This window comes from Candidatus Macondimonas diazotrophica (assembly GCF_004684205.1).
Lineage (GTDB): Bacteria > Pseudomonadota > Gammaproteobacteria > UBA5335 > UBA5335 > Macondimonas > Macondimonas diazotrophica.
The window spans coordinates 133,345-154,704 of the sequence record NZ_SRIO01000005.1; the positions used below are offsets into that span (position 1 = coordinate 133,345).

At 65.1% G+C, this 21,360-nt stretch carries 19 protein-coding genes; 9 read left to right on the forward strand and 10 right to left on the reverse strand.

The genetic code is table 11. The features are described from left to right. The first annotated feature begins 7 nt into the window (after nucleotides 1-7). Nucleotides 8-1,882, forward strand: a complete 1,875-nt coding sequence (ilvD, locus tag E4680_RS05455) for a dihydroxy-acid dehydratase (protein ID WP_135281380.1) — start codon at nucleotides 8-10, stop codon at nucleotides 1,880-1,882. Between the two features lie 288 nt (nucleotides 1,883-2,170). Here ilvD and E4680_RS05460 read toward each other — a convergent pair whose 3' ends face one another. Beyond that, nucleotides 2,171-2,575 carry a hypothetical protein gene (locus E4680_RS05460; RefSeq protein ID WP_135281381.1) on the reverse strand — a complete coding sequence of 135 codons (405 nt, stop codon included), beginning with the start codon at nucleotides 2,573-2,575 and terminating at the stop codon, nucleotides 2,171-2,173. Between the two features lie 515 nt (nucleotides 2,576-3,090). Between E4680_RS05460 and E4680_RS05465 the strand changes: the two genes are divergently transcribed. Then, complete coding sequence (locus tag E4680_RS05465; protein ID WP_135281382.1) at nucleotides 3,091-4,557, forward strand: hypothetical protein; 1,467 nt, start codon at nucleotides 3,091-3,093, stop codon at nucleotides 4,555-4,557. A gap of 12 nt (nucleotides 4,558-4,569) precedes the next feature. On the opposite strand, the gene E4680_RS05470 is transcribed toward E4680_RS05465, so the two are convergent. The 3 genes from E4680_RS05470 to E4680_RS05480 all read right to left on the reverse strand — a co-directional run bounded on the left by E4680_RS05470 (nucleotide 4,570) and on the right by E4680_RS05480 (nucleotide 8,286). Continuing rightward, nucleotides 4,570-5,496: a diacylglycerol/lipid kinase family protein gene (locus tag E4680_RS05470; RefSeq protein WP_135281383.1), complete on the reverse strand. Its 927-nt coding sequence runs from the start codon at nucleotides 5,494-5,496 to the stop codon at nucleotides 4,570-4,572. Between the two features lie 71 nt (nucleotides 5,497-5,567). After that, the gene (locus tag E4680_RS05475; protein ID WP_167792396.1) at nucleotides 5,568-6,869 is read right to left on the reverse strand and encodes an MFS transporter; all 1,302 of its coding nucleotides are present in this window, start codon (nucleotides 6,867-6,869) and stop codon (nucleotides 5,568-5,570) included. 544 nt (nucleotides 6,870-7,413) lie between these two features. Further along, a complete protein-coding gene (locus E4680_RS05480) occupies nucleotides 7,414-8,286 on the reverse strand; it encodes a universal stress protein (RefSeq protein ID WP_135281384.1) in 873 nt (290 codons plus the stop codon). A gap of 298 nt (nucleotides 8,287-8,584) precedes the next feature. On the opposite strand from E4680_RS05480, the gene E4680_RS05485 reads away from it, so the two are divergent. The 6 genes from E4680_RS05485 (at nucleotide 8,585) to E4680_RS05510 (ending at nucleotide 14,836) form a co-directional block, all read left to right on the forward strand. Next, nucleotides 8,585-10,303 carry a cation:proton antiporter gene (locus E4680_RS05485; protein ID WP_135281385.1) on the forward strand — a complete coding sequence of 573 codons (1,719 nt, stop codon included), beginning with the start codon at nucleotides 8,585-8,587 and terminating at the stop codon, nucleotides 10,301-10,303. Nucleotides 10,304-10,538: 235 nt separating this feature from the next. Further along, nucleotides 10,539-10,739, forward strand: coding sequence for a hypothetical protein (locus E4680_RS05490; protein ID WP_135281386.1), 201 nt, complete (start codon nucleotides 10,539-10,541; stop codon nucleotides 10,737-10,739). A 249-nt stretch (nucleotides 10,740-10,988) separates the two neighbouring features. Further along, the gene (oppB, locus tag E4680_RS05495; RefSeq protein ID WP_135281387.1) at nucleotides 10,989-11,912 is read left to right on the forward strand and encodes an oligopeptide ABC transporter permease OppB; all 924 of its coding nucleotides are present in this window, start codon (nucleotides 10,989-10,991) and stop codon (nucleotides 11,910-11,912) included. Beyond that, entirely contained in the window at nucleotides 11,909-12,796 is an 888-nt protein-coding gene (locus E4680_RS05500) for an ABC transporter permease subunit (protein WP_135281388.1), read from the forward strand. The genes oppB and E4680_RS05500 overlap by 4 nt, the downstream gene beginning before the upstream one ends. A 40-nt stretch (nucleotides 12,797-12,836) precedes the next feature. Beyond that, entirely contained in the window at nucleotides 12,837-13,853 is a 1,017-nt protein-coding gene (locus E4680_RS05505) for an ABC transporter ATP-binding protein (protein WP_135281389.1), read from the forward strand. Continuing rightward, nucleotides 13,850-14,836: an ABC transporter ATP-binding protein gene (locus tag E4680_RS05510; protein WP_135281390.1), complete on the forward strand. Its 987-nt coding sequence runs from the start codon at nucleotides 13,850-13,852 to the stop codon at nucleotides 14,834-14,836. The genes E4680_RS05505 and E4680_RS05510 overlap by 4 nt, the downstream gene beginning before the upstream one ends. Before the next feature lie 320 nt (nucleotides 14,837-15,156). On the opposite strand, the gene E4680_RS05515 is transcribed toward E4680_RS05510, so the two are convergent. Continuing rightward, nucleotides 15,157-15,993: an RNA polymerase sigma factor gene (locus tag E4680_RS05515; protein ID WP_167792397.1), complete on the reverse strand. Its 837-nt coding sequence runs from the start codon at nucleotides 15,991-15,993 to the stop codon at nucleotides 15,157-15,159. Nucleotides 15,994-16,012: 19 nt separating this feature from the next. Further along, nucleotides 16,013-16,411: an SRPBCC family protein gene (locus E4680_RS14030; RefSeq protein WP_167792398.1), complete on the reverse strand. Its 399-nt coding sequence runs from the start codon at nucleotides 16,409-16,411 to the stop codon at nucleotides 16,013-16,015. A 176-nt stretch (nucleotides 16,412-16,587) separates the two neighbouring features. Here E4680_RS14030 and E4680_RS05520 point away from each other — a divergent pair, with 176 nt between their 5' ends. After that, nucleotides 16,588-17,616 carry a ribose-phosphate diphosphokinase gene (locus tag E4680_RS05520; RefSeq protein WP_135281392.1) on the forward strand — a complete coding sequence of 343 codons (1,029 nt, stop codon included), beginning with the start codon at nucleotides 16,588-16,590 and terminating at the stop codon, nucleotides 17,614-17,616. Nucleotides 17,617-17,622: 6 nt separating this feature from the next. Here the strand turns inward: E4680_RS05520 and E4680_RS05525 are convergent, their stop codons facing one another. The 4 genes from E4680_RS05525 to E4680_RS05540 all read right to left on the reverse strand — a co-directional run bounded on the left by E4680_RS05525 (nucleotide 17,623) and on the right by E4680_RS05540 (nucleotide 21,353). Continuing rightward, nucleotides 17,623-18,672, reverse strand: coding sequence for a hypothetical protein (locus tag E4680_RS05525; RefSeq protein WP_135281393.1), 1,050 nt, complete (start codon nucleotides 18,670-18,672; stop codon nucleotides 17,623-17,625). Then, nucleotides 18,669-20,018, reverse strand: a complete 1,350-nt coding sequence (locus E4680_RS05530; protein WP_135281394.1) for a nicotinate phosphoribosyltransferase — start codon at nucleotides 20,016-20,018, stop codon at nucleotides 18,669-18,671. The genes E4680_RS05525 and E4680_RS05530 overlap by 4 nt, the downstream gene beginning before the upstream one ends. Beyond that, nucleotides 20,015-20,602, reverse strand: coding sequence for an isochorismatase family protein (locus E4680_RS05535; protein WP_205688766.1), 588 nt, complete (start codon nucleotides 20,600-20,602; stop codon nucleotides 20,015-20,017). Before E4680_RS05535 ends, E4680_RS05530 begins: the two co-directional genes overlap by 4 nt. Before the next feature lie 103 nt (nucleotides 20,603-20,705). Then, entirely contained in the window at nucleotides 20,706-21,353 is a 648-nt protein-coding gene (locus E4680_RS05540; protein ID WP_135281396.1) for a phosphoribosyltransferase, read from the reverse strand. Nucleotides 21,354-21,360 lie beyond the last annotated feature (7 nt).

Here is a 21,360-nt window from a genome sequence, read left to right on the forward strand (position 1 = left end):
GACCGCCATGCCTGACTATCGTTCCTGGACCACCACCCGCGGCCGCAACATGGCCGGCGCCCGCGCCCTGTGGCGCGCCACCGGCATGAAGGACGGCGATTTCGCCAAGCCTATCATCGCGGTCGCCAATTCCTTCACCCAGTTCGTCCCCGGCCATGTGCACCTGAAGGACATGGGTCAGCTCGTCGCGCGCGAGATCGAGGCCGCCGGCGCCGTGGCCAAGGAATTCAACACCATCGCGGTGGACGACGGCATCGCCATGGGCCACGACGGCATGCTCTATTCGCTGCCCTCGCGCGACCTCATCGCCGACTCGGTCGAATACATGGTGAACGCGCATTGCGCCGACGCCCTGGTGTGCATCTCCAACTGCGACAAGATCACCCCCGGCATGCTCATGGCGGCGCTGCGCCTGAACATCCCCACCGTTTTCGTCTCCGGCGGTCCCATGGAAGCCGGCAAGGTGATCTGGGACGATCAGACGCACAAGCTCGACCTGGTCGATGCGATGGTGTCGGCGGCCGATGCCAAGGTCAGTGACGAACGCGTGGGGCAGCTCGAGCGCTCCGCCTGTCCGACCTGCGGCTCGTGCTCGGGCATGTTCACCGCCAACTCCATGAACTGCCTCACCGAAGCACTGGGCCTGTCGCTGCCGGGCAATGGCTCCCTGCTCGCCACCCATGCCGATCGCGAAGGACTGTTCCGGCGCGCAGCGCGGCTGATCGTCGCCAACACCCGGCGCTACTACGAAGACAACGATGCCGCCGTGCTGCCGCGCAACATCGCGACCTTTGCCGCCTTCGAGAACGCCATCGCCCTGGACATCGCCATGGGGGGGTCGACCAACACCGTGCTGCACCTGCTGGCCGCCGCCTTCGAGGCCGGCGTCGATTTCACCATGGCCGACATCGACCGCATGTCACGCCACGTGCCGCATCTGGCCAAGGTCGCGCCATCCATCCAGATCTATCACATGGAAGACGTGCACCGCGCCGGCGGCGTGATGGCCATCCTCGGGGAACTGGAGCGCGGCGGGCTGATCCATCGCGATGTGCCAACCGTGCTGCACGCGAGCCTCGGCGCGCAGATCGACGAATGGGACATCCGCCGCACGCAGGATGACGCGGTTCACCATTACTTCCGCGCCGCGCCCGGCGGCGTGCCGACCCAGGTCGCCTTCTCGCAGGAGCGCCGCTTCGCCGAACTCGATCTGGACCGCGCCGGCGGCTGCATTCGCGACATCGCGCACGCCTATTCGCAGGACGGGGGCCTGGCCGTGCTCTACGGCAACCTCGCCAAGGACGGCTGCATCGTCAAGACTGCGGGCGTGGACGAGCATATCCTCAAGTTCTCCGGCCCGGCGCGCGTGTTCGAATCGCAGGATGCGGCCGTGGATGCCATCCTCGGCGACCGCATCGGCCCCGGCGACGTCGTGGTGATCCGCTATGAAGGCCCGCGCGGCGGCCCGGGCATGCAGGAAATGCTCTACCCCACCAGCTATCTGAAATCCAAGGGCCTCGGCAAGCTCTGCGCCCTGGTCACCGACGGGCGTTTTTCCGGCGGCACCTCAGGATTGTCCATCGGCCACGCCTCGCCCGAGGCAGCCGAGGGCGGCACGATCGGCCTGGTCGAGGAAGGTGATCTCATCGACATCGACATCCCCGCACGAAGGATCCACCTACGCGTCGCCGAGGACGAACTGGCGCGGCGCCGCGCCGCGATGGCGGATCGGGGTGCGGACGCGTGGAAGCCCGCCACCCCGCGAGCGCGCCGGGTGTCCGCAGCGCTGCGCGCCTACGCCGCCATGACCACCTCCGCCGCCTTCGGCGCCGTGCGGGATGTCAGCCAGGTCGAGCGCCAAGCGTCCCCAGCCGAAGAGTAAAATCACGCCCCTGCTCCCGATACCCCCGGCCCAGCGCCGGGGCCTCGCGCCTCAACGCAGGTCCGACCGTTCCCCTCGGGGCACTGACAAGCCTTCCAACGAACTGCTGCGTGAGATCCCTCCATGCAAACTCGGTAATTTCGAGCAGGAAGTGCGAAAGCTCGATGCCTGGGGGGACGACCTGAACCTGGGCCGTGAGCAGGAAATCAAAGCGATCGACCGCCGATATCAAGGGAGGGTCGCCGCACGGCGACGACCTCGCCCACGCTGGATAAAGAAGCCGGCACACTAGAAGCGCCAGCGTGAACTAGAAGGCAAGCGCAGCAAGCTGCCATGTGAACTGTTCACCCGGCTGGATGACATCAAAGCCCAGCGCAACAAGCTGATCAAGCAGTTGGAGGCGCTGCTCCGGCAGAAGGTCGAGGTGAGCGCATTGTTTACTAGAGCGTTATTCAAAAGCGGCCGTTTGTCCCGCAGTTTCGCCTGATCACACGGGAAATCCACGCGCAGAAGATGACTCACTTCTGGGAGGAGGTGACCGAGCACGAGGCGCAGGCCAGTCTCGGCTTCACCGAACTCAAGCCATGCACCGGCACCGCCACGGCAGGCCAGGCGGCCCGCCATTTCCGGGACACCGTGCTTGGTCCCAGTCGCATCCAGTAAATGCTGTTCGGCAAATTCGCGCGCACCCATATCCCCTGCAGCGTTCGACTCGGACACCGAGCGGTGCGTCCCATCATCCTGGAGTGCGACGCGACAAAGTGATTCAAGCCCGCGAAGGTGTAGCTCCAGATGTACGACAAGCTCGGCACCGAGCAGCCCAAGTACGTTCCGGACTTCTTGGCCAAAACCGATGCCACGATCTTCACGGTGGAATCCTAGGCGCGATCAGACATCCAGACGCAAGAAGTGCAGGCTACGGCTGCTGCTGCCGTGCGCTGGCGCGGGAACCCATCCGATCACGCTTTGAACGTCGGCACGACGACGTGAAAGTACCTGCTGGTACACCCGGACGAAATTGTCGAATCGCGATGGCTCACGGAGGATCTGCGATTTGAGTACACCATCCTGCAATGACCCGACTTGTTGACGTACTCGAACCGATCTGAAGTTGCGTTCCGCTGCGTATGCGCTTGAATCTCCTAGGGGTAGTAGCCCCTGCGGCCATCCTTGGCGGCCGCCCATAAGAAGTTCAGGAGGAGACAGTTATGGGTCACAAGGAATCGTATGTCCGTCGATGGGTTCTGGCAGTCCTGTTGGCGTGGGCCGGTACAGGCTGGAGCGCCGCGCCCGCAGCGTACGACAGCCTGAAGGGCGCGCAATTCGATCAGTTCATCATGCGTCTGAAAGCCGAACCCAGCCTGTTGGCACAGGACCGGACGCTGTCGTTCCGGCTGAGCACGACGCAGTGGGACCAAATGGTCCAGGCGCTGGACCTGGACCATTACACTTGGGTCTACGCGCCCACTGTCAAAGCCAGCCAGAGCCCGCAGCTGGCGGGAAAGCGCATTGAAACGCTGTCCGTGCTGGCGGTGCGATCCGGTCAGCTGGTGCCGATCCCATTTCAGATCGACGAACGCGACACGGACGGCTGGGTCTACGCCCCGGGCGTTTCCGGATCCATTCAGGGGGCGGAGGGGGTCTTCGACGGCGAAGATGAACTGGTTTTCATGTATCGCGATACGGGCAGCGAGCGGCTCGACCCGGCCGCCCATCGCCTCGACGACGGGCGAATCGTCCAGGAGCTGACCTTTCGCTACAACGGAAAAACGCGCCATGCCTATGTCGCCGAAGACTCACAGCGGCGTGATCCGAGCGACTACGTGCAATACGATCAGGAGAAATGGACGCTCGACGCCACGTTCTTCAATTTCCGAAACAATCCGAGAAACATCCTCAAGTTCGAGGATTTTCGGGCCAACGCGGGCCCCACGCCGGAACATCGCGTTCTGGACACGCTGATTCTGGAAATCGCCACCGGGGTCGTGGTGCCCTGGCCGCGAGTGACGGTCGACATCGAAAACCTCAAGGCCGAGCTGGCCGGCGTCAAGCATGGCCCGGTGCGCGAAGTGCTCAAGCTCAAGATCTGGGTGGTGGTGGCCGGCATCCCGGTGTTCCGCATCCTGACGGACATGACCGTCTACGACCAAGGCATTTCGCTGCCGGTGAAACTGCATATTCCGGGCGGCGAGATCCTGACCCGCGTGCTCAACAAGCCGGTCATCGACATCGGGCTCGACATGAACGACATGCGAGGCGGGCGGTTTGCCGCGGCCATCAACCCCAGTGGTCAGTATCATGCCGTCGACGGCCAGGTCAGCGCCGCGGAAGAGCAGCTCGACATCCGCATCCCCGACGCCACATGGCTCTGGCTGGAAAGCGGCCGCGGATGGGATGTGGTGATGCAGTTCGACATTCCACCGGATTGGCCAGTCGAAGGCCGGGGCACCTATGTCGACTCTGCTAAGCCAAAGCAGTCCTACGACTACGAGACCTTCCCGCACGCGTTGCCGCGCTTCGGATTTCAGGTCACCAAGCTTCCGGTCGGCAAGCTCGATATCGACCTGACGGCCGTGCTGTGGTTTCCGGCCACTGTCGGCTCGGCGGGACCGGAACAGTTCATCCGCAACATGGACAATCCACCGCGGCTGGAAGCGCGCGCGCCAGCGCTCTGAGCGCCGCGCAGCTTAGGCCGTCTCCACGCCGTCAGGCACGGCGACGGCCACCGCCGCCGGCCGGATGCACAGTTCGATCGGTGTCCGGCCGACGATTTCGCCATCGCCCTGAACCGGCAGGCGAGGCCGGCTGTCGAGGGTAATGGCGCGCTGCGCCCGGAGATAGCGAACCTTGCGATTGCGCCGATGCCGGCCCCAGAGAAAATCCCAGCCGATGCCGGCGAAATCGATCACGGTACGGCCATTCAGAATGCACAGATCGATCACGCCGTCGTCCGGTGCGATATCCGGCCCCAGACGGATGGCCTCGGTGCCCCAATATCCGCCGTTGGCGATGAAGACCTGCTTGGCACGCAGACGGTGGCGCGATCCGTCGACCACGATCTCGAAGCGATGTGGCTGCAGCCCGCTCAAGGTACGCACAGCGGTCCACACATAAGCCAGTCGGCCGAAGCGCCGCTTGGCGGCGCGATCGGTGTCGCGGATCATGAGCGAAGACAGGCCCGCGCCCAGATGCAACACATAGAGCCAGCCGTCCGATTCCATGGCGTCGACTCTGCGCACCGCAAAGGCCGATAGCAGGGCACAGGCAGCCTCCAGTTCCAGCGGAATGCCCATGACACGGGCGAACACATTCGCCGTTCCGACCGGAATCACGGCCAGCGGAATGGGCCCGCCGGAGAGCCCTTGGGCGACCTGCGAAACCGTCCCGTCACCGCCGATCGCAATCACCAGTTCGGCGCCGTCGGCCACCGCTTCGCGCACCCGCGCCGGGACATCCTCGTTCTCAGCCCCGGTGGTCTCGTAAATCGTGCAGCGCTGGCCGCTGCGCGCGCAGTGCGCCTGCAAGCCCGCCCGGACGGCGACCGGGTCGCAATGCCCCCCGACCGGATTGAGAACGGCGAATAGGCGGTGGGGTGGACGGACAGCGTTTGGCATTCATCCTTCCTATCATGGAGCGTGCCTCGTGCGCCATCTCCGGCCGACAAAAGCGGAATGAAACCACCGGTCTACAGGGCTTCAGCCTTGCTTTCGCGCGTCTGCCACACCGCCAGCGCAGTGAGCAGCGCCGCCGCGGACAGATACCAGCCCACCGTGTGCAGGCCATGCCGCGTGGCCAGCCAGGTGGCGATATAAGGCGCCAGGGAGGCGCCGAAGATCCCGGCCAGGTTGAAGGCGAGGGAAGCACCGGTGTATCGCACGGCGGTGGGAAACTGCTCGCTCAGCAAGGTGCCGAGCGGGCCGTAGGTGAGCCCCATCAAGCCCAGTCCCAGTGCCATGAACAACAGGATGGCCCCCTCGCTGCCGGCCCCGAAAAGCGGCGCGAAACCGAAGCCGAACAGCGCGATGCCGCCGCTGGCGGCCAGCATGATCCAGCGCCTGCCCCGTTGGTCCGCCAGATGGGCCGCCAGCGGAATGGTCAAGCCAAAGAACAACACGCCAAACAACTGGATCAACAGGAAGCGCTCGCGCGAATAGCCCAGCGCGGTGGTGCCCCAGGTCAGCGTGAACACCGTCATCAGGTAGAACAGCACAAAGGTGCACAGGCCCAGAACCGTCCCGCGCAACAGCGCGCCCGGATGGGTCCGCAGGACGGTGAGAATCGGCAGGCGCTCGCGCGTCTCGGCTGCCAGCGCTTGCCGAAACACCGGCGTTTCCTCGAGATTCAGTCGCACCCAGAGCCCCACCGCCACGAGCACGCTGCTGGCCAGAAACGGGACCCGCCAGCCCCAGGCGAAAAATGCGGCCTCGTCGAGATAGTGCGTCAGCAGCAGAAACGATCCGCCCGAGAGAATGAACCCGATCGGCGCGCCCAGTTGTGGAAACATGCCGTACCAGGCCCGGCGGCCGGGTGGTGCGTTTTCGGTGGCGAGCAGCACGGCGCCGCCCCATTCGCCGCCCAGACCCAGCCCCTGTCCGAACCGGCACAGCGCCAGCAGCGCCGGAGCCGCGACACCGATCTGGGCGTAGGTAGGCAATAGACCGATCAGCAGCGTCGACAGGCCCATCGTCAGCAGTGCTGCCACCAGCGTGGCCTTGCGGCCGACGCGATCGCCGAAGTGGCCAAACAGCGCCGAACCCACCGGCCGGGCGAAGAACGCAATGGCGAAGGTCGCCAGCGATTGCAGCATGCCGGTGGTGGGATCGCCGCCTGGAAAGAACAGTGCGGGGAAAACCAGCACCGCGGCCGTGGCATAGATATAGAAATCGAAGAATTCGATGGTCGTGCCGACCAGGCTGGCGAACAGCACGCGGCCCTTGCTTGAGGTTTCGTGCCCATTGTTCGATCGCATCGTATCTGGCGCTGGCATCCTTGCCTCTTCCCCCAAAGCAAAAGCGGGCATGATGCCATTTACCGATCCGAGCCGCCAAAACCCGCTATGGCGTCTGCGTGCGCGAGACGGCTTGCAACCGATACGCATGCGGCGCGGCACACGGCGCGAAACGGGATCGATCCCCTTCACTGCAGCTGAGCCATGAAGGGCTGATAACCGGCAGGTCTAGCGTTCTGTCTCGGAAATCCACAACTTCACTTGATTGAATGAGGATTTCGCCTGCACCTTTGGTTTTAGGGCGCCGCCGAGCAATCAGCCACGAGGTGTGGTCAAGGTCGTGTCTGCGCGTTCCGGGTCGGCAGCGTCGGGTTACTGGGGCACCGCGGACAACGCTTTCTTCCGTGAGCCAGACACGCTGTAGGCCAGCAGCGCTACTGCAACCGGCCCATGAATGGGTTTGGCCAACGCGGAGGTTTATCCGTTCAGGTCGGCACCCGACTTTCCTCCACACCGCAGCGCGTGATCAGCGATACTTTACAGTTGACAGAATGGGCAGCGCCACATCCGGAGCCATCGAGACTCATCCAAGGCTTCCCGGTGGCACCGCCAACACATCACAGCGGGCGCGGCGCAGAACTTCCTCGGCCACGCTGCCCAAGAGAAGCCGAGTAAACCCGCTGGCGCCGCGCGTACCGACCACGATCAGATCCGAGGACTGCTCCTCTGCGGCTGCCAGGATCTCCGACGCCGGGGTGGATTTGTCTTGCCGCACAATGAGAGTGGGTTGTTTGATCGATAGTTTTGCAGCGAATTCGACCAAATGGCGCATTGCTTCCCTGCGTTCATCGTCAAGATAATCCGTTTTTTCATGCTCAGATAACGTATAGCTCATGGCTAGCCGCAACACCGGCGCGTCGAAGACGTACATCAAGGAGGAAATTGCGCCCGGGGCGATGCCGAGTGAATCAGCCGCACCGAGCGCCCGCCGCGAACCGTCCGAGCAGTCTGTGGTTAGCACGCATTTTCGGTAAGGCGCAACCGGCGGGCCATTGGTCATCAGAACCGGGCAGGAAACCTCGCGGATCGTTCGTTCGGCGGTGGTGCCCATGAACAGATCCCGCAACTCCTGTCGGCGGTGGGGACCGATGATCAGCACAGCGGGTGACTCCTCGCGCGTCGCTTGGACGATACCGCCGAAAACGGTTCCGATTACAACGCGACTCATACAGGAGACGCCGTCCATCTCGCGCAGGGTCGAGACCTGCTCGTGTAATATGGCCAAGGCATTGTTCCGCTCGGCCTCAACGATCCGGCGAGGTTGATCTTCATCAACCACATGGATCAAGGACAACTCGGCTTCAACCTCCCGGGCAATCAACGTTGCACGCCGCAGGGCACGGTCGGACCGTTCCGAGAAATCCGTTGCGACCATGAGTTTCAGCGGTGCCGGCATGCTTAGCCCTCCTGTAAACCGGTGTAGGGAGTTTTGCGGGCCCCGGCGGTCAATCCACTGACGCCCAAGCCCCCGTCACGGCGACGCTCGAGCAATTCCCCAGCTCTCCACTGACGGACACTTCCCTGTCACTGTACCGAGAACGGGGCTCCGGTTGGCGGTTGTCCCCAATCGCCAGCGGCTTCGGGTTCACCGCTGGTAATCTGGCCGCATACCCTGATGATCACACAAAAATCAACGCAAGCGACATACAGTGCCTCCTGCCAGAGGAGCACGGTTTCCCAAGCCAGGAGGCCCCATGGAAAACATCATCCACACTGCCTTCGGCGAGATCGCCGTGCTGCTGGTGCTGGCTGCAGGTGTCGGGCTGTTGGGTACCACACTGCGCCAGCCGCTGGTCGTCAGTTTCATCGCTGTCGGGCTGCTTGCTGGCCCCTCGGGCCTGGACGTGGTGCGCTCCAACGACCAGATCGGCCTGCTCGCGGAACTCGGTATCGCGGTGCTGTTGTTTCTGGTCGGGATCAAGCTCGATGTGAAGCTGATCCGCTCTCTGGGGCCGGTGGCGCTCCTGACCGGGCTGGGTCAGGTAGCCTTCACCTCGTTCTTTGGTTATCTGATCGGGCTCGGCCTCGGCCTGACGCCGGTCACCAGCCTGTATGTGGCGGTAGCGCTGACCTTTTCCTCGACGATCATCGTCGTCAAGCTGCTCTCGGACAAACGCGAGATCGACGCGCTGCACGGCCAGATCGCGCTCGGCTTCCTGATCGTGCAGGACCTAGTGGTGGTGCTGGCGATGATCGTGCTGTCCGCGATCGGCATCGGCACCGCCGAAGGCCACGGCGGCGGCGACATGCTCAGCGTGCTGGCCTCGGGCCTGGGGCTGGTGGCGTTGGTGATGCTGTTCGTGCGCCATGTCGCCACGCCGCTGACCGAGCGGCTGGCGCGGACGCCGGAGCTGCTGGTGATCTTTGCCGTGGCCCAGGCGGCCCTGTTCGCAGCGATCGGCGACTTCGTCGGCCTCGGCAAAGAGGTCGGTGGCCTGCTGGCGGGCATCTCACTGGCCTCCACGCCCTATCGCGAGACCATCGCGGCGCGCCTGGCGCCGCTGCGCGACTTCCTGCTGCTATTCTTCTTCATCGCCCTGGGGGCGACCCTCGATCTGTCCCTGCTCGGCGCCAACCTGCCTGCCGCGGTTGTCCTTTCGCTATTCGTGCTGATCGGCAATCCGCTGATCGTACTGGCCATCATGGGCGCCATGGGCTACCGAAAGCGCACGGGCTTTCTGGCCGGCCTCACCGTGGCGCAGATCAGCGAGTTCTCCTTGATCTTCATCGCCATGGGCGTCGCCCTTGGCCACGTCGAGCAGGAAGCGCTGGGCTTGGTGACCCTGGTCGGGCTGGTGACCATCGCTCTGTCCACTTACATGATCACCTACTCACACCAACTCTATGCTTGGTGCGAGCCGCTGCTCGACATCTTCGAACGTCGCAACACCCCGCGGGAAAGCAGCCAGGACGAGGTTCTGACCGGTGACCACCCGGCAGTGATCATCTTCGGGCTGGGACGCTTCGGAACCGCGATCGCCGTGCGCCTGCATCGGCGCGGGCTGCGGGTGCTGGGCGTGGATTTCAACCCGCAGGCAGTGCATCGCAGCCGGAAGCTCGGCATCGACACCCGTTATGGCGACGCCACCGATCCCGGGTTCATCGCCGATCTACCACTGGCCGGTACGCGCTGGCTGGTGTCCACTACACCCAGCCACGCCACCGGCGTCACCCACGACGACACGCGCGCCACGCTGATCCAGCTGGCGCGCGGTGCCGGCTTCGGCGGTCGCATCGCGGTCGCCTCCCACAATGGTGAGGATACCGAAGCCCTGCAGGCGCTGGGCGCCGATCTGGTGGTCGAGCCCTTCCATGACGCCGCCGACCGCGCAGTCGAGCTGCTGGGCGGTGCCGATCTGGAGGAACGTATCGATATTCCGGCGATCGAAACCGAGCAGCGGCCGACCCCTTAGCGGGACTCGACTCCGAATCGACCCGCAGCGCGAACACCGTGGCCCCGACGGCCTGCCGGAGGCGCCGCGGCACCATCTCCTGCTGCGCTTCTGGCGCACCGACACAAGGTGCCGATCTATGTGCTGCTGCTCGCGGTGGAGGTCACCGCGCTGCTCCCGAGCCGGGTGAACATCCAGATGATCCTCGCCATGGTAACCGCCAACACCATCATTAGAGGGCCGGGCCGAACAGGCCGTGGCGGCGATCCGCGACATACGGGCCGCGCGGGATGATCCTGCGCCATGGCGACAAGCCGCGCACCGACACCGCATCACTGGTGCCGGCGACCCCGTGCCCGGGCAGGCCGGTGATCAGGTATCCACCAATGCGCAGCTGCAGGAAACGCGCGTACTCAAGGCCAAGGAAGCCGTCTCACTGGCGAACCGGTCTGGGTGATGCGCTTTTGCATCAACCTGATGACCCGATTCGGACGGTCTGGAGCAACGGATCGTCTTACCGTACACAGAGAGAGCGAGAAAGCGGATGTATTTCCGGTTGGCTGAAGCACGTCATCTCGTGTCAATAGGTGTGAGCGGCGTGCCGATCGCGCTACCATCGGCCCTCGGCCCTGCGTCCTGCGCGGCGGCCGGTATCCATCCACTGTCACCATGAGGAGCAGACGGGGCCAGCCCGCAACGGATGAGCATGCTGACTTACAGCTTACGGCGCTTTCTCGGCGCCTGGCCGACGCTTCTGGTCCTGGTGACGCTGTCGTTTTTTCTGGTGCGTGCCGCGCCCGGCGGACCTTTCGACGCGGAAAAGAACCTGCCGCCCGAGATCGAGGCCAACCTGGCCGCTAAGTATCATCTCGACGAACCACTGTGGCAGCAGTACTTGCGCTATCTCGGTGATCTGGCCCGCGGCGATCTGGGACCGTCGTTCAAGTACGCCGACTACACGGTGAACGAGCTGATCGCCCAGGGCTTTCCGGTGTCGTTGCGCCTTGGGCTCGCCGCCATGGCCGTGGCCCTGCTCATCGGCCTGCCGGCGGGCATGCTCGCCGCCCTGCGCCAGAATCGTCCGCTCGATCACGTGACCATGGCGGCCGCCATGACCGGTATCTCGGTGCCGGGTTTCGTGGTCGCGCCGCTGTTGATCCTGGTGTTCGCGGTGCATCTCGGCTGGCTGCCGGCCGGCGGGCTGAGCGGCGGCCTGAGCGCCTGGATCCTGCCGGTGACCGCGCTATCGCTACCGCTACTGGCCTACATCGCACGGTTGACGCGCGCCAGTCTGATCGAAGTCTGGCGCAGTCCCTTCATCCGCACGGCGCGCGCCAAGGGCTTGCCGCTGCGGGTGATCCTGGTTCGCCATGCGCTGAAACCGACGCTGCTACCCGTGGTCTCCTTCCTCGGCCCGGCACTGGCTGGTGTCATCACCGGTTCGGTGGTCATCGAGGCAATCTTCGGCATCCCCGGCCTGGGGCGCTACTTCGTGCAGGGCGCACTTAACCGCGACTACACGCTGGTCATGGGCGTGGTGGTGTTCTACGGCGCGCTCATCATCGTCTTCAACTTTCTGGTGGACCTGCTCTACGCCCTGCTGGATCCGCGTGTGAGGTACACCGCATGACCCCGGCGGCCCCGAACGCCGCCACGCCTCAACCCATGGGCCGAGGGCTATGGAGCGATGCCCTGCGCCGACTGCGGCGCAATCGCCCCGCGATGACCAGTCTGTTGCTGCTGGGTCTGCTGGTACTGGCGGTCACACTGGGTCCCGTACTCAGCCCCAACGCCTTCGACCGCAGCGACTGGGATGCCATTCTGTTGCCGCCCACGCTCGCCGGCGGCCATTGGTTCGGCACCGATTTCCTCGGCCGCGATCTGCTCGTGCGCACGCTGCACGGCGGGCGCATTTCGCTGCTGGTCGGCCTATCGGCGACGCTGGTCAGCCTGGCGATCGGCGTCGTCTGGGGTGCAACCGCGGGCTATGTCGGCGGCCGGGTCGACGCCTTCATGATGCGCGTGGTGGACATTCTCTACGCCCTGCCGTTCATGTTCTTCGTGATCCTGCTCATGGTCTTCTTCGGGCGCAACATCTTCCTGATCTTCATCGCCATCGGTGCGGTGAACTGGCTGGACATGGCGCGTATCGTACGCGGTCAGACGCTGTCCCTGCGCGAACGCGAGTTCGTGCTTGCTGCCCAGGCCTACGGCGCACCCGGCTGGCGCATCATTGCCAAGCACATCGTCCCCAACCTGCTCGGCGTCGTGGTGGTCTACGTCACGCTCACCATCCCGCAGGTGATTCTGGTCGAATCCTTTCTGAGCTTTCTCGGGCTGGGCGTGCAGGAACCCTTCACCAGCTGGGGTGCGCTGGTCAACGACGGCGCCCAGCAGATGGAAGCCGGCCCCTGGTTGCTGATCTTCCCGGGGCTTTTCCTGGCGGTGACGCTGTTCTGTTTCAACTTCCTCGGCGACGGCCTGCGCGATGCGCTGGACCCCAAGGACCGCTGACGATGAGCCGGCTGTACGCGTTACGCCCGGGGCACGAACGATGAGCGCGATTTCGGCGGCCCACGCCGCGCCGCTGCTCACAGTGCGTGATCTCGGCGTGCATTTCACGACCGACAGCGGCCCGGTGGTGGCGGTGCGCGAAGTGAGCTTCACCCTGCACCGGGGTGAGGCGCTGGCACTGGTCGGCGAATCGGGTTCCGGCAAGACGCAGAGCGCCATGGCGCTGCTCGGCCTGCTGGCGGACAACGGCCGTGCCACGGGCGTGGCGACCCTCGACGGCGCGCCGCTGCTCGGCCAGCCGGAGCGCCAGATGGGCCGGATCCGGGGCGTGCGCATCGGCGTGGTGTTCCAGGACCCGATGACGGCACTCAACCCCTACCTCAGCATCGAGCGCCAGATGACCGAAACGCTCGTGCTGCACCGCGGCCAGTCACGCCGGGAGGCGCGCGCCGAGGCGTTGCGCATGCTCGAGGCGGTGCGCATCACCGATGCCCGGCGACGGCTCGATCAGTATCCGCACGAACTTTCCGGCGGCATGCGCCAGCGGGTGATGATCGCCATGGCGCTCCTGCCCCAGCCCGAGGTGCTGATCCTTGACGAGCCCACCACGGCGCTCGACGTCACCGTCCAGGCCCAGATCCTGGATCTGCTCGCGGCGCTGCGGCGTGAGCTGGGGACGGCCATGCTGCTCATCACCCATGATCTGGGCGTGGTTGCCGCCGTCTGCGACCGCATGCTAGTCATGTATGCGGGCGAAGGCGTCGAACAGGGGCCGGTGGCCGAGCTGCTCGCCCATCCGCGCCACCCCTACACGGAGGGTCTGCTCGAATCCCTGCCGGCGCGGCAGCACAGTGCGCGTCGCCTGGCGACGCTGGCCGGTCATCCCCCCGATCCGCGCACCCGGCCGCCCGGATGTGCCTTTGCACCGCGTTGCCGCCACGCCATGGCGGTGTGCACGACCCACCATCCGGGGTGGGCCGAGGAATCCGCCACGCGCGGCCGGCGCTGCCACTGGCAGCCCCCGGCGGCGCCATCCGCCTTGGACCCCATGCCATGAGCGGGAGGCTGCTGATCGACGCGCAGGATCTTGCAGTCCACTATCCGGTCGGCAGCGGCCTGTTGCGCCGCCCGCGTGCCCTGCAGGCCGTGGAAGCGGTCAGCCTCACACTCGCCGCTGGCGAGACCCTGGGCATCGTCGGGGAATCGGGCTGCGGCAAATCCACCCTCGGCCGCGCGCTGCTGGGTCTCACACCCATCACCCGCGGCCGGGTGATGCTCGAGGGCGTGGATCTGACCGCGCTTTCGCCGCGGGCGCTGCGTGCTCACCGCCGCCACGCCCAGATGGTGTTCCAGGACCCCCTGGCCAGTCTCGACCCGCGCATGACCGTGGGCCAGATCCTGGCCGAGCCGATGCGCGTGCACGAGCCGGCCATGACCACGCTGGCGGTGCGGGCTCGCGCCCTGTCGCTGTTGGAACGCGTCGGTCTCGGCACGGCTGCACTGGATGGCTATCCGCACGAGTTTTCGGGCGGGCAATGCCAGCGCATCGGCATCGCCCGCGCGCTGATGCTGCGCCCACGGCTCTTGGTATGCGACGAGCCGGTCTCGGCGCTGGATGTTTCCATTCAAGGCCAGATCGTCAACCTGCTGCAGGATCTGCAGGCCGAGCAGGGGCTGGGGCTCGTCTTCATCGCCCACGATCTGGCCGTGGTGCGCCACATCAGCCACCGCATCCAGGTCATGTACCTGGGTCGGACCGTCGAAGCCGGGCCCACCGCGGCGATCTTTGCCGCGCCCCGGCATCCCTACACCCGCGGCCTGCTGGACGCCGTGCCCGAACCGCGGCCCGGCGCCCCGCTGCGCGTGCCGGTCGCCGGCGATTTGCCCTCGCCGCTCGATCCGCCGCCGGGCTGCGCCTTTCATCCGCGCTGCCCACGCGCCCAGGAGCGGTGCCGCCTTGAGGCGCCGACGCTGCGGCCGCTCGGCGCCGATCGCACCGTGCGCTGCCATTTTCCACTGGACGATCAGGACCCAGCCTGATCGGTTCGCCCTGTTGCGGCCGACCGACTGCCGTCAGGTTATGGCCAAACCTTCAAACCCGCCCTGTTGTCTTCACCAGACGCGCTTCCCGTCACGCAATCACTCGCGAACGCAAGCGACCGATGACCGGAGGAGTAGCGCTGCACCTTACGGGGAGCGTCGCGACGCCGATGCACGTGTCCGGATCGAATCCGCAAACCACCCGGCGTGCAGCTCCGAGGAAACTCAAGGGAGCCGAATGGACCTGGGTGAGCGGCTTCCTCGGCCCGGGAAATCGCGCAACAACCATCGGAGATGTCGACGCCTTGACTGGCGCCGTGTCATTGCAGGCTCTGCACCGCGCCGGTTCTCAACAACTGCTTGAGCGCGTCCAGAGATGGGTCGGGGGCATCGGGCATCGGATTGCGCCGATGGACGGTGATGGAGCGCTGCAGCGCAGACAGCTCAGCCACATGCGTGTGGAGTTCGTCGGTACTCGGCTCGTCGTTCGAGGCAAACAGCAAACTGGAGCGATTCACGATTCCCGTTGCCACGGCATGATCGACACGCCGCTCACAACGACAGGGGGCGGCCTCCTCGACCAAGCCGCAATGCGTCCTCATGAATTCAACAATGCGTTGCCGTGCCCGCGATCGCCGCTTGCGAAACGCCGCATCGGGCAGATCCATGACATAGGCCGCTTCCTGACTGGATAGTTGCAGGATATCGCCCAGCACGAAAGCGGCGCGGTGCTCGCGGTCGAGACAGATCAGCATGGCGTGCGTACAGCCGATTCTGACCTCATGGATCAGACGCGCATACTCAGGATCTGAGGTCGAAGCCGGTGATTCGGCGAGATCCTGGGCGAGATCGGCGCCGAATTGTTCGAAGGAAAGATGCTCGGCTTCCACACGTCCGGCTTTTTGATTCAGCAGGTGGTTGACGGCGACGCGAAAGGCCCATGTCCTGAACGCGCTGCGGCCTTCGAAGCTGGAGAGACGCGTGACGATCTTCAGCAGAATCTCCTGGCACGCGTCTGCAGCATCATGAGGACACCAGAGCATGCGCAACGCAAGATTGTAGATTTCCTTCTGGATGGTACCCAGGATGGCTTCCAAGGCTTTGCCATCGCCATTTCGGGCAGCGGCGACCAGCACTTCCAGCGTTTGAGTCGTCATCACGTCTCTCCAGATCGGCTTAACCGACGAGTTCCCGGAAGATGGCGCGCAGTGCGCGCATTTCTTCACGAAGCCCCCACCGTTGGGAGTCGAAAATCTCATCAGACATATCGGCGGTCCGGAAGAATGTGAAGGTGAATTCACAACCCGGACCATTGGGCATCAAGCGTGTGTAGGCGATGTCTTCCACGCCGGGATCCAGCCTGGAAATGATGTCGATGGTTCCGCTGGCCGCATCGCATGCGTAGCGAATGATCAAGGGACCGGCGACCGTCTGCGCCAACCACTCCGATCCTTGTTTTTCGATGTCCTGGCAGAATACATGAGCCCACCGGGGAAGATTCTCGGGATTGGACAGAAAGGGATAGGCAACCGAAAACGGCGCTTCCAACGTGACTGATTCGGTATGTGCAAGCATGACTCTCTCTCGCATCGGGGAGCGTTGACGGGATATCAACAGTTATTTAGACCGGTGGGCCATCGGGTTTGTGACCGGCCGCGGGCAGCAATCGTTGCCGCTCGATGGCGAGGGTCACTTGAGCCGGATGTTCCGGCGCGTCAGGATAAAGACTCCGCCATCACGGAACACCGACCATGGCAATAACCCCATCATCGCCCATCGATCCACCGAGCCAATCAGCGACCCGCGCGCTGCGCCTGTTCGCGCCGCAGGTAAGTGCCAACTACGGCACGCGCGTGGCGGCGGCGCTGGGGTTGTCGCTTGCGGCCTTGGAGGAGCGCGAATTCGAGGACGGGGAGCATAAGATCCGCCCACTGGACAACGTGCGCGGGGCGGACATCTTCGTGCTGCAGCAGCTGCATGGCGAGCCGGGGCATTCGATCCACGACAAGCTGTGCCGCCTGCTGTTCCTGCTGGGCGCCTTGCGCGATGCGGGGGCTGCGCGCCTCACCGCGGTGCTGCCCTATCTGGCCTATGCCCGCAAGGACCAACGCAGCCAGCCGCGCGATCCGGTGACGCACCGCTACCTCGCCCAGCTGCTCGAAGCCATCGGGGTCGATGGCGTGGTGACGCTGGACGTGCATAACCGGGCGGCGTTCCAGAACGCCTTTCGCCGGCCGGTCGTGCATCTGGAAGCGCGGTCGTTGTTCGTCGCCCATTTCGCCGCCCGGCCCGCGAACTGGGTGGTGGTGGCGCCCGACGGCGGGGCCATCAAGCGCGCCGAGCGCTTCGCCCAGGCGCTGGGCCAGCGGCTGGAGCGCGAGGTGGAGCTGGCCTTCATGCACAAGTGGCGCAGCGGCGGGCGCATGGGCGGCGGGGAGATCGTGGGAGAGGTGGCCGGCCGCCCGGCGCTGATCTTCGATGACCTCATCAGCACCGGTGGGACGCTGGCCCTGTGCGCGGAGGCGCTGCGGGGGGCGGGCGCCGCCACCGTGGAAGCCGCCGCGACCCATGGCGTCTTCACCTCCGCTGCCAACACCGCCCTGGCCGGCTCGGACCTGACGCGGCTGGTGGTGTGCGACACAGTACCGCCGCTGCGGCTGACTCAGCCCGAGATCACGGCCAAGCTCACCACGTTGGACACGGCACCGTTTCTCGCCGAAGCCATCGCGCGACTGCATGAGGACAGCTCGCTGGAGGATCTGGCCGAAGGCGCGATCTGACGCGTCTCAAGGTCCGGCAGCGATGGTCAGATAGGTCTCGAGCCGTGTCCGCCATTTCGCGGGACGGTCGTGCGGCAGGTCGATCAGATGCCACAGGGCCAGCTTGGCGCGCACCAAGGCCCGATAGCGCTGGTAGAACCGCACCAGTTCCGCTGGCGGATCGTCCTCGCAGCAGGCGCCATAAGCCGCCAGCAATCCTTCCAGCGTACCCGGCTGCCCCAGCCTGGCGCACTCCAGGCCGAGATAGGCCAGCTCATCCACGGCATCGAGCATGCGCAGCTCGCGGCTGAATTCCAGGCAGTCGAAGATCACCGGCGGTTCGAGGCAGCAGACATGCTCGGGACGCAGATCCCCATGCCCCTCGATGATCCGCCCGGCACTCGCCCGCTCGGCCAACAGCAAGCCCCGGCGGTTGAGGAATTCCCGCTGACGCCGCAGGGCAGCCGACAGCCGCTCGGCATCCACCCATTCCGGTGCCGTGGCCAGGATCGCCCCTTCGCCGTCGATGGTCCGGCGCAGTCCCTCGACATAGACACCCGGATTCAGCGGAAGCGCCGGCTGCGCCCGATAGAAGTCACCCAGATGCACCCCGATGCCTTCGACAACGGCATCGTCGAGACGACCATCGCCAATCAGGCGATCCAGCATCCGTGCCGCCGGTAGCCGGTGCATGCCCACCAGCCAGTCCACCACGTGCGCGGGATCAAGCGGACCATCCGTCGGAGAGGCCACCACCGGACCGACTCGCAAACCGCTACGATCACAGATGAGCGGCAACAGACCCGTGTAGACGGTCGGAGCCAGGCGCCGGTTCAGATGTAGTTCGAGCGTGGCATTGCGCCCACGCGCCGCCACGCTCGTGAGATCGATCATCCGGCTGCGCAGCGGCTTTTTGAGCTTGTAGGCGCCCACGTTGGTGAGAAAAACCCAAGAAGATCGGGTCTCGACCACCTGCACGGGTGCCGAGTCATCCTCGCTCAGTACCCCACCTTGGCACAGGAAAGCGCGCTTTTCCGCCGGAGAGACCGCAAGGGCATCGCCGGCGCCGGCTTTCATGTGTCCTCGCTATGCAGCTGCTGGAAACGCGACTGGGCGGCGAGCAGCGCCTGGCTCACCGCCACCGGATAGGGCTGCGCCGCATCGGACAGGCTCTGCAGCCGGGCGGGGAGCCGGTCCAGCCCGGCCGCCAGGTGTGCACGGGATGCAGACAATCCGGGACTGGCGCTGGGCAGGCGACAACCCTTTCGCATCACACAGTGCAGCAGGGGTTCACCCATCACAGCTTCATCGCGGCGCGCGATGACATCGCCGATTGCCGAGTTGCCTTCCATGATGCGATAGACCTGTTTGGGACCCGGCAAGCTGACCTTGCCCGGCGACAGCTTGCCGCAATCGCGCCCGTTGTAGGACACGAGCTTGTACGCCGCCTCCAGGCTTGGCCCATCGGCCACGACACTGACCGCCGTGCCGACCCCGAACACGTCAATCGGCGCGCGGGCAGCGCGCAGCGCCGCCACCCGGTACTCGTCCAGATTGCCGCTCGCCACGATGCGCACGTCGGTCAATCCGGCGGCATCAAGCAAACTCCGGCTTTGCCGCGCCAATGTGGCCCGATCACCCGAATCGAGCCGGATGCCACCCACCTTGAAGCGCTCACCCAGACGATGGGACAACGCGATGATGCGCTGCACGGCGTGCAGGGTATCGTAGGTGTCCACCAGCAACGTAGTCCCCGGATAGTGTTCGGCGAAGCGAATGAACGCCTGCTCTTCGTCCGGGTGCGCTTCGATGTAGCTATGCGCCACCGTGCCCACCACCGGAATGCCCAGCCGCTGCCCGGCTTCGAGATTCGACGTGCCGACATAGCCGGCAATTGACAGCGCCCGAGCACAGGCCAGCGCGGCATCACGCCCATGCGTGCGCCGGGCGCCGAAATCCACCACATCCGCGCCCGCGGCCGCAGCCACCACGCGAGCGCCCTTGGAGGCCACCAGCGTCTGGTAGTGGATGAGGTTCAGCACTGCGGTTTCGATCAGCTGCGCTTCGGGCAAGGGGGCTTCGATCGAAAGCAACGGTTCGTTGGGAAAACACACCGTCCCTTCGGGCATCGCGTGGACGGTACCGCTGAAACGAAACTCCCGGAGAATTTCGAGCACTTCCGGGGTAAATCGCCCCAAACTGCGCAAATAGTCGATTTCATCCGCGGTAAAGCGAAGATTCTCCAGATAATCCAGGACATCCTCGAGACCGCAGGCCACCAGATAATTGCGCCCCGGCGGCAACCGGCGCGCAAACAGCTCGAATACCGCCGGGCCAGTCATGCCCTCGGTGTGATAGGCCTGGAACATCGTCAGCTGATACTGATCGCTGAACAGGGCGGGAATGGGATGATCCTTGCTCATGCCAGCACCGCACCTCGCTGGCGCATTTCCGCCAGAGCGCGATCCCCGTCGCCAGGCTCGAGGTCCACACCCCGGATGGCGTCCGTGAGCACCGTCACGGCGTAGCCCCGCTCAAGGCCGTCGATTACGGTGGCGCGAACGCAATAGTCGGTAGCCAGTCCTGCAACCACGAGTCGGGTGATTTCACGGGTGGCGAGTAGCGCCAGCAGCGGCGTATTCCGAACTTCCCCGCTTTGTGGATCGCGCATCGAAAACCCCGAATAGCCGTCCTCGCCACCGATTCCCTTGGAAATCACCGGGCCAAGCACGGTCAGCGCCGGGTGCAAGAGGGCCCCCCACGTATCGCGCACACAGTGCACCGGCCAAATCCCGCCATCCTTCTCGAAATGCGCCGTCACCGGCGGGTGCCAATCTCGGGTATAGACGACCAGGGCGCCAGCGGCGAGCGCCCGCTCGATTTCCACATTGATGAGCGGAATCACCGCCTCGCCGCCGCGAACGTAAAGGCTGCCTTTCGGATCGGCGAAATCGTTCTGGACATCCACGACAACGAGCGCGGTACGCGCGTCATAAGTCAAGGCCACTAAATACCTCCTGTCAGCGTCGGTGGGCTGCATGGGCCAGGACTTGGCCCTCCCCCCGGAGCGCCATGTGCACGCCGTGTCCACGTGCGGCTTCGCCGATCGGCTAGCCCTGGGATTGCCTCGAACTCGCTGCGCCCGCGCGGCACTCCTCCAGCAGGCGGACCACTTCGGTGTCCTCAACCTGGGCGAAATCCCGGTAGAACTCCCCTACGGAACCGAACCATGGCGGCATTTCCAGGCAGACGATCTCATCGGCATATCCGGATAGGCGGGCGATGGTCTCCGGCGGTGCCACCCCGATGGCCGCAATCAATCGCCGAGGCTGGTGGCGACGGACCGCTCGCAAGGCGGCGATCAGGGTCGAGCCGGTGGCCACACCGTCATCCACCACGATCACGATCCGCCCGGCCGGATTGCGCGCCGGCCCGTAGATCCGGCGGCGTGCATCCAAGACGCCGCGCTGATGCGCAACTTCACGCTCGAGGTCGGATGAGTCAAGGCAAGAGGCGGCGTCGGGATTGATCCAGACAGCGCCGGATTCGTCGACGGCGCCAATAGCATATTCGGGATTGCCCGGAGCGCCCAGTTTGCGTACCAGAACCACGTCCAGCTCGCCATCGAGGATCTGCGCGATATGCGCGGCCATGGGCACAGCGCCGCGCGGAATCGCCAGGACCAAAGGGTGTTGCCCTTTCACTGACGACAGCCGACCGGCCAGTCGGCGCGCAGCGTCCATGCGGTCGTCGAACATGCCACCC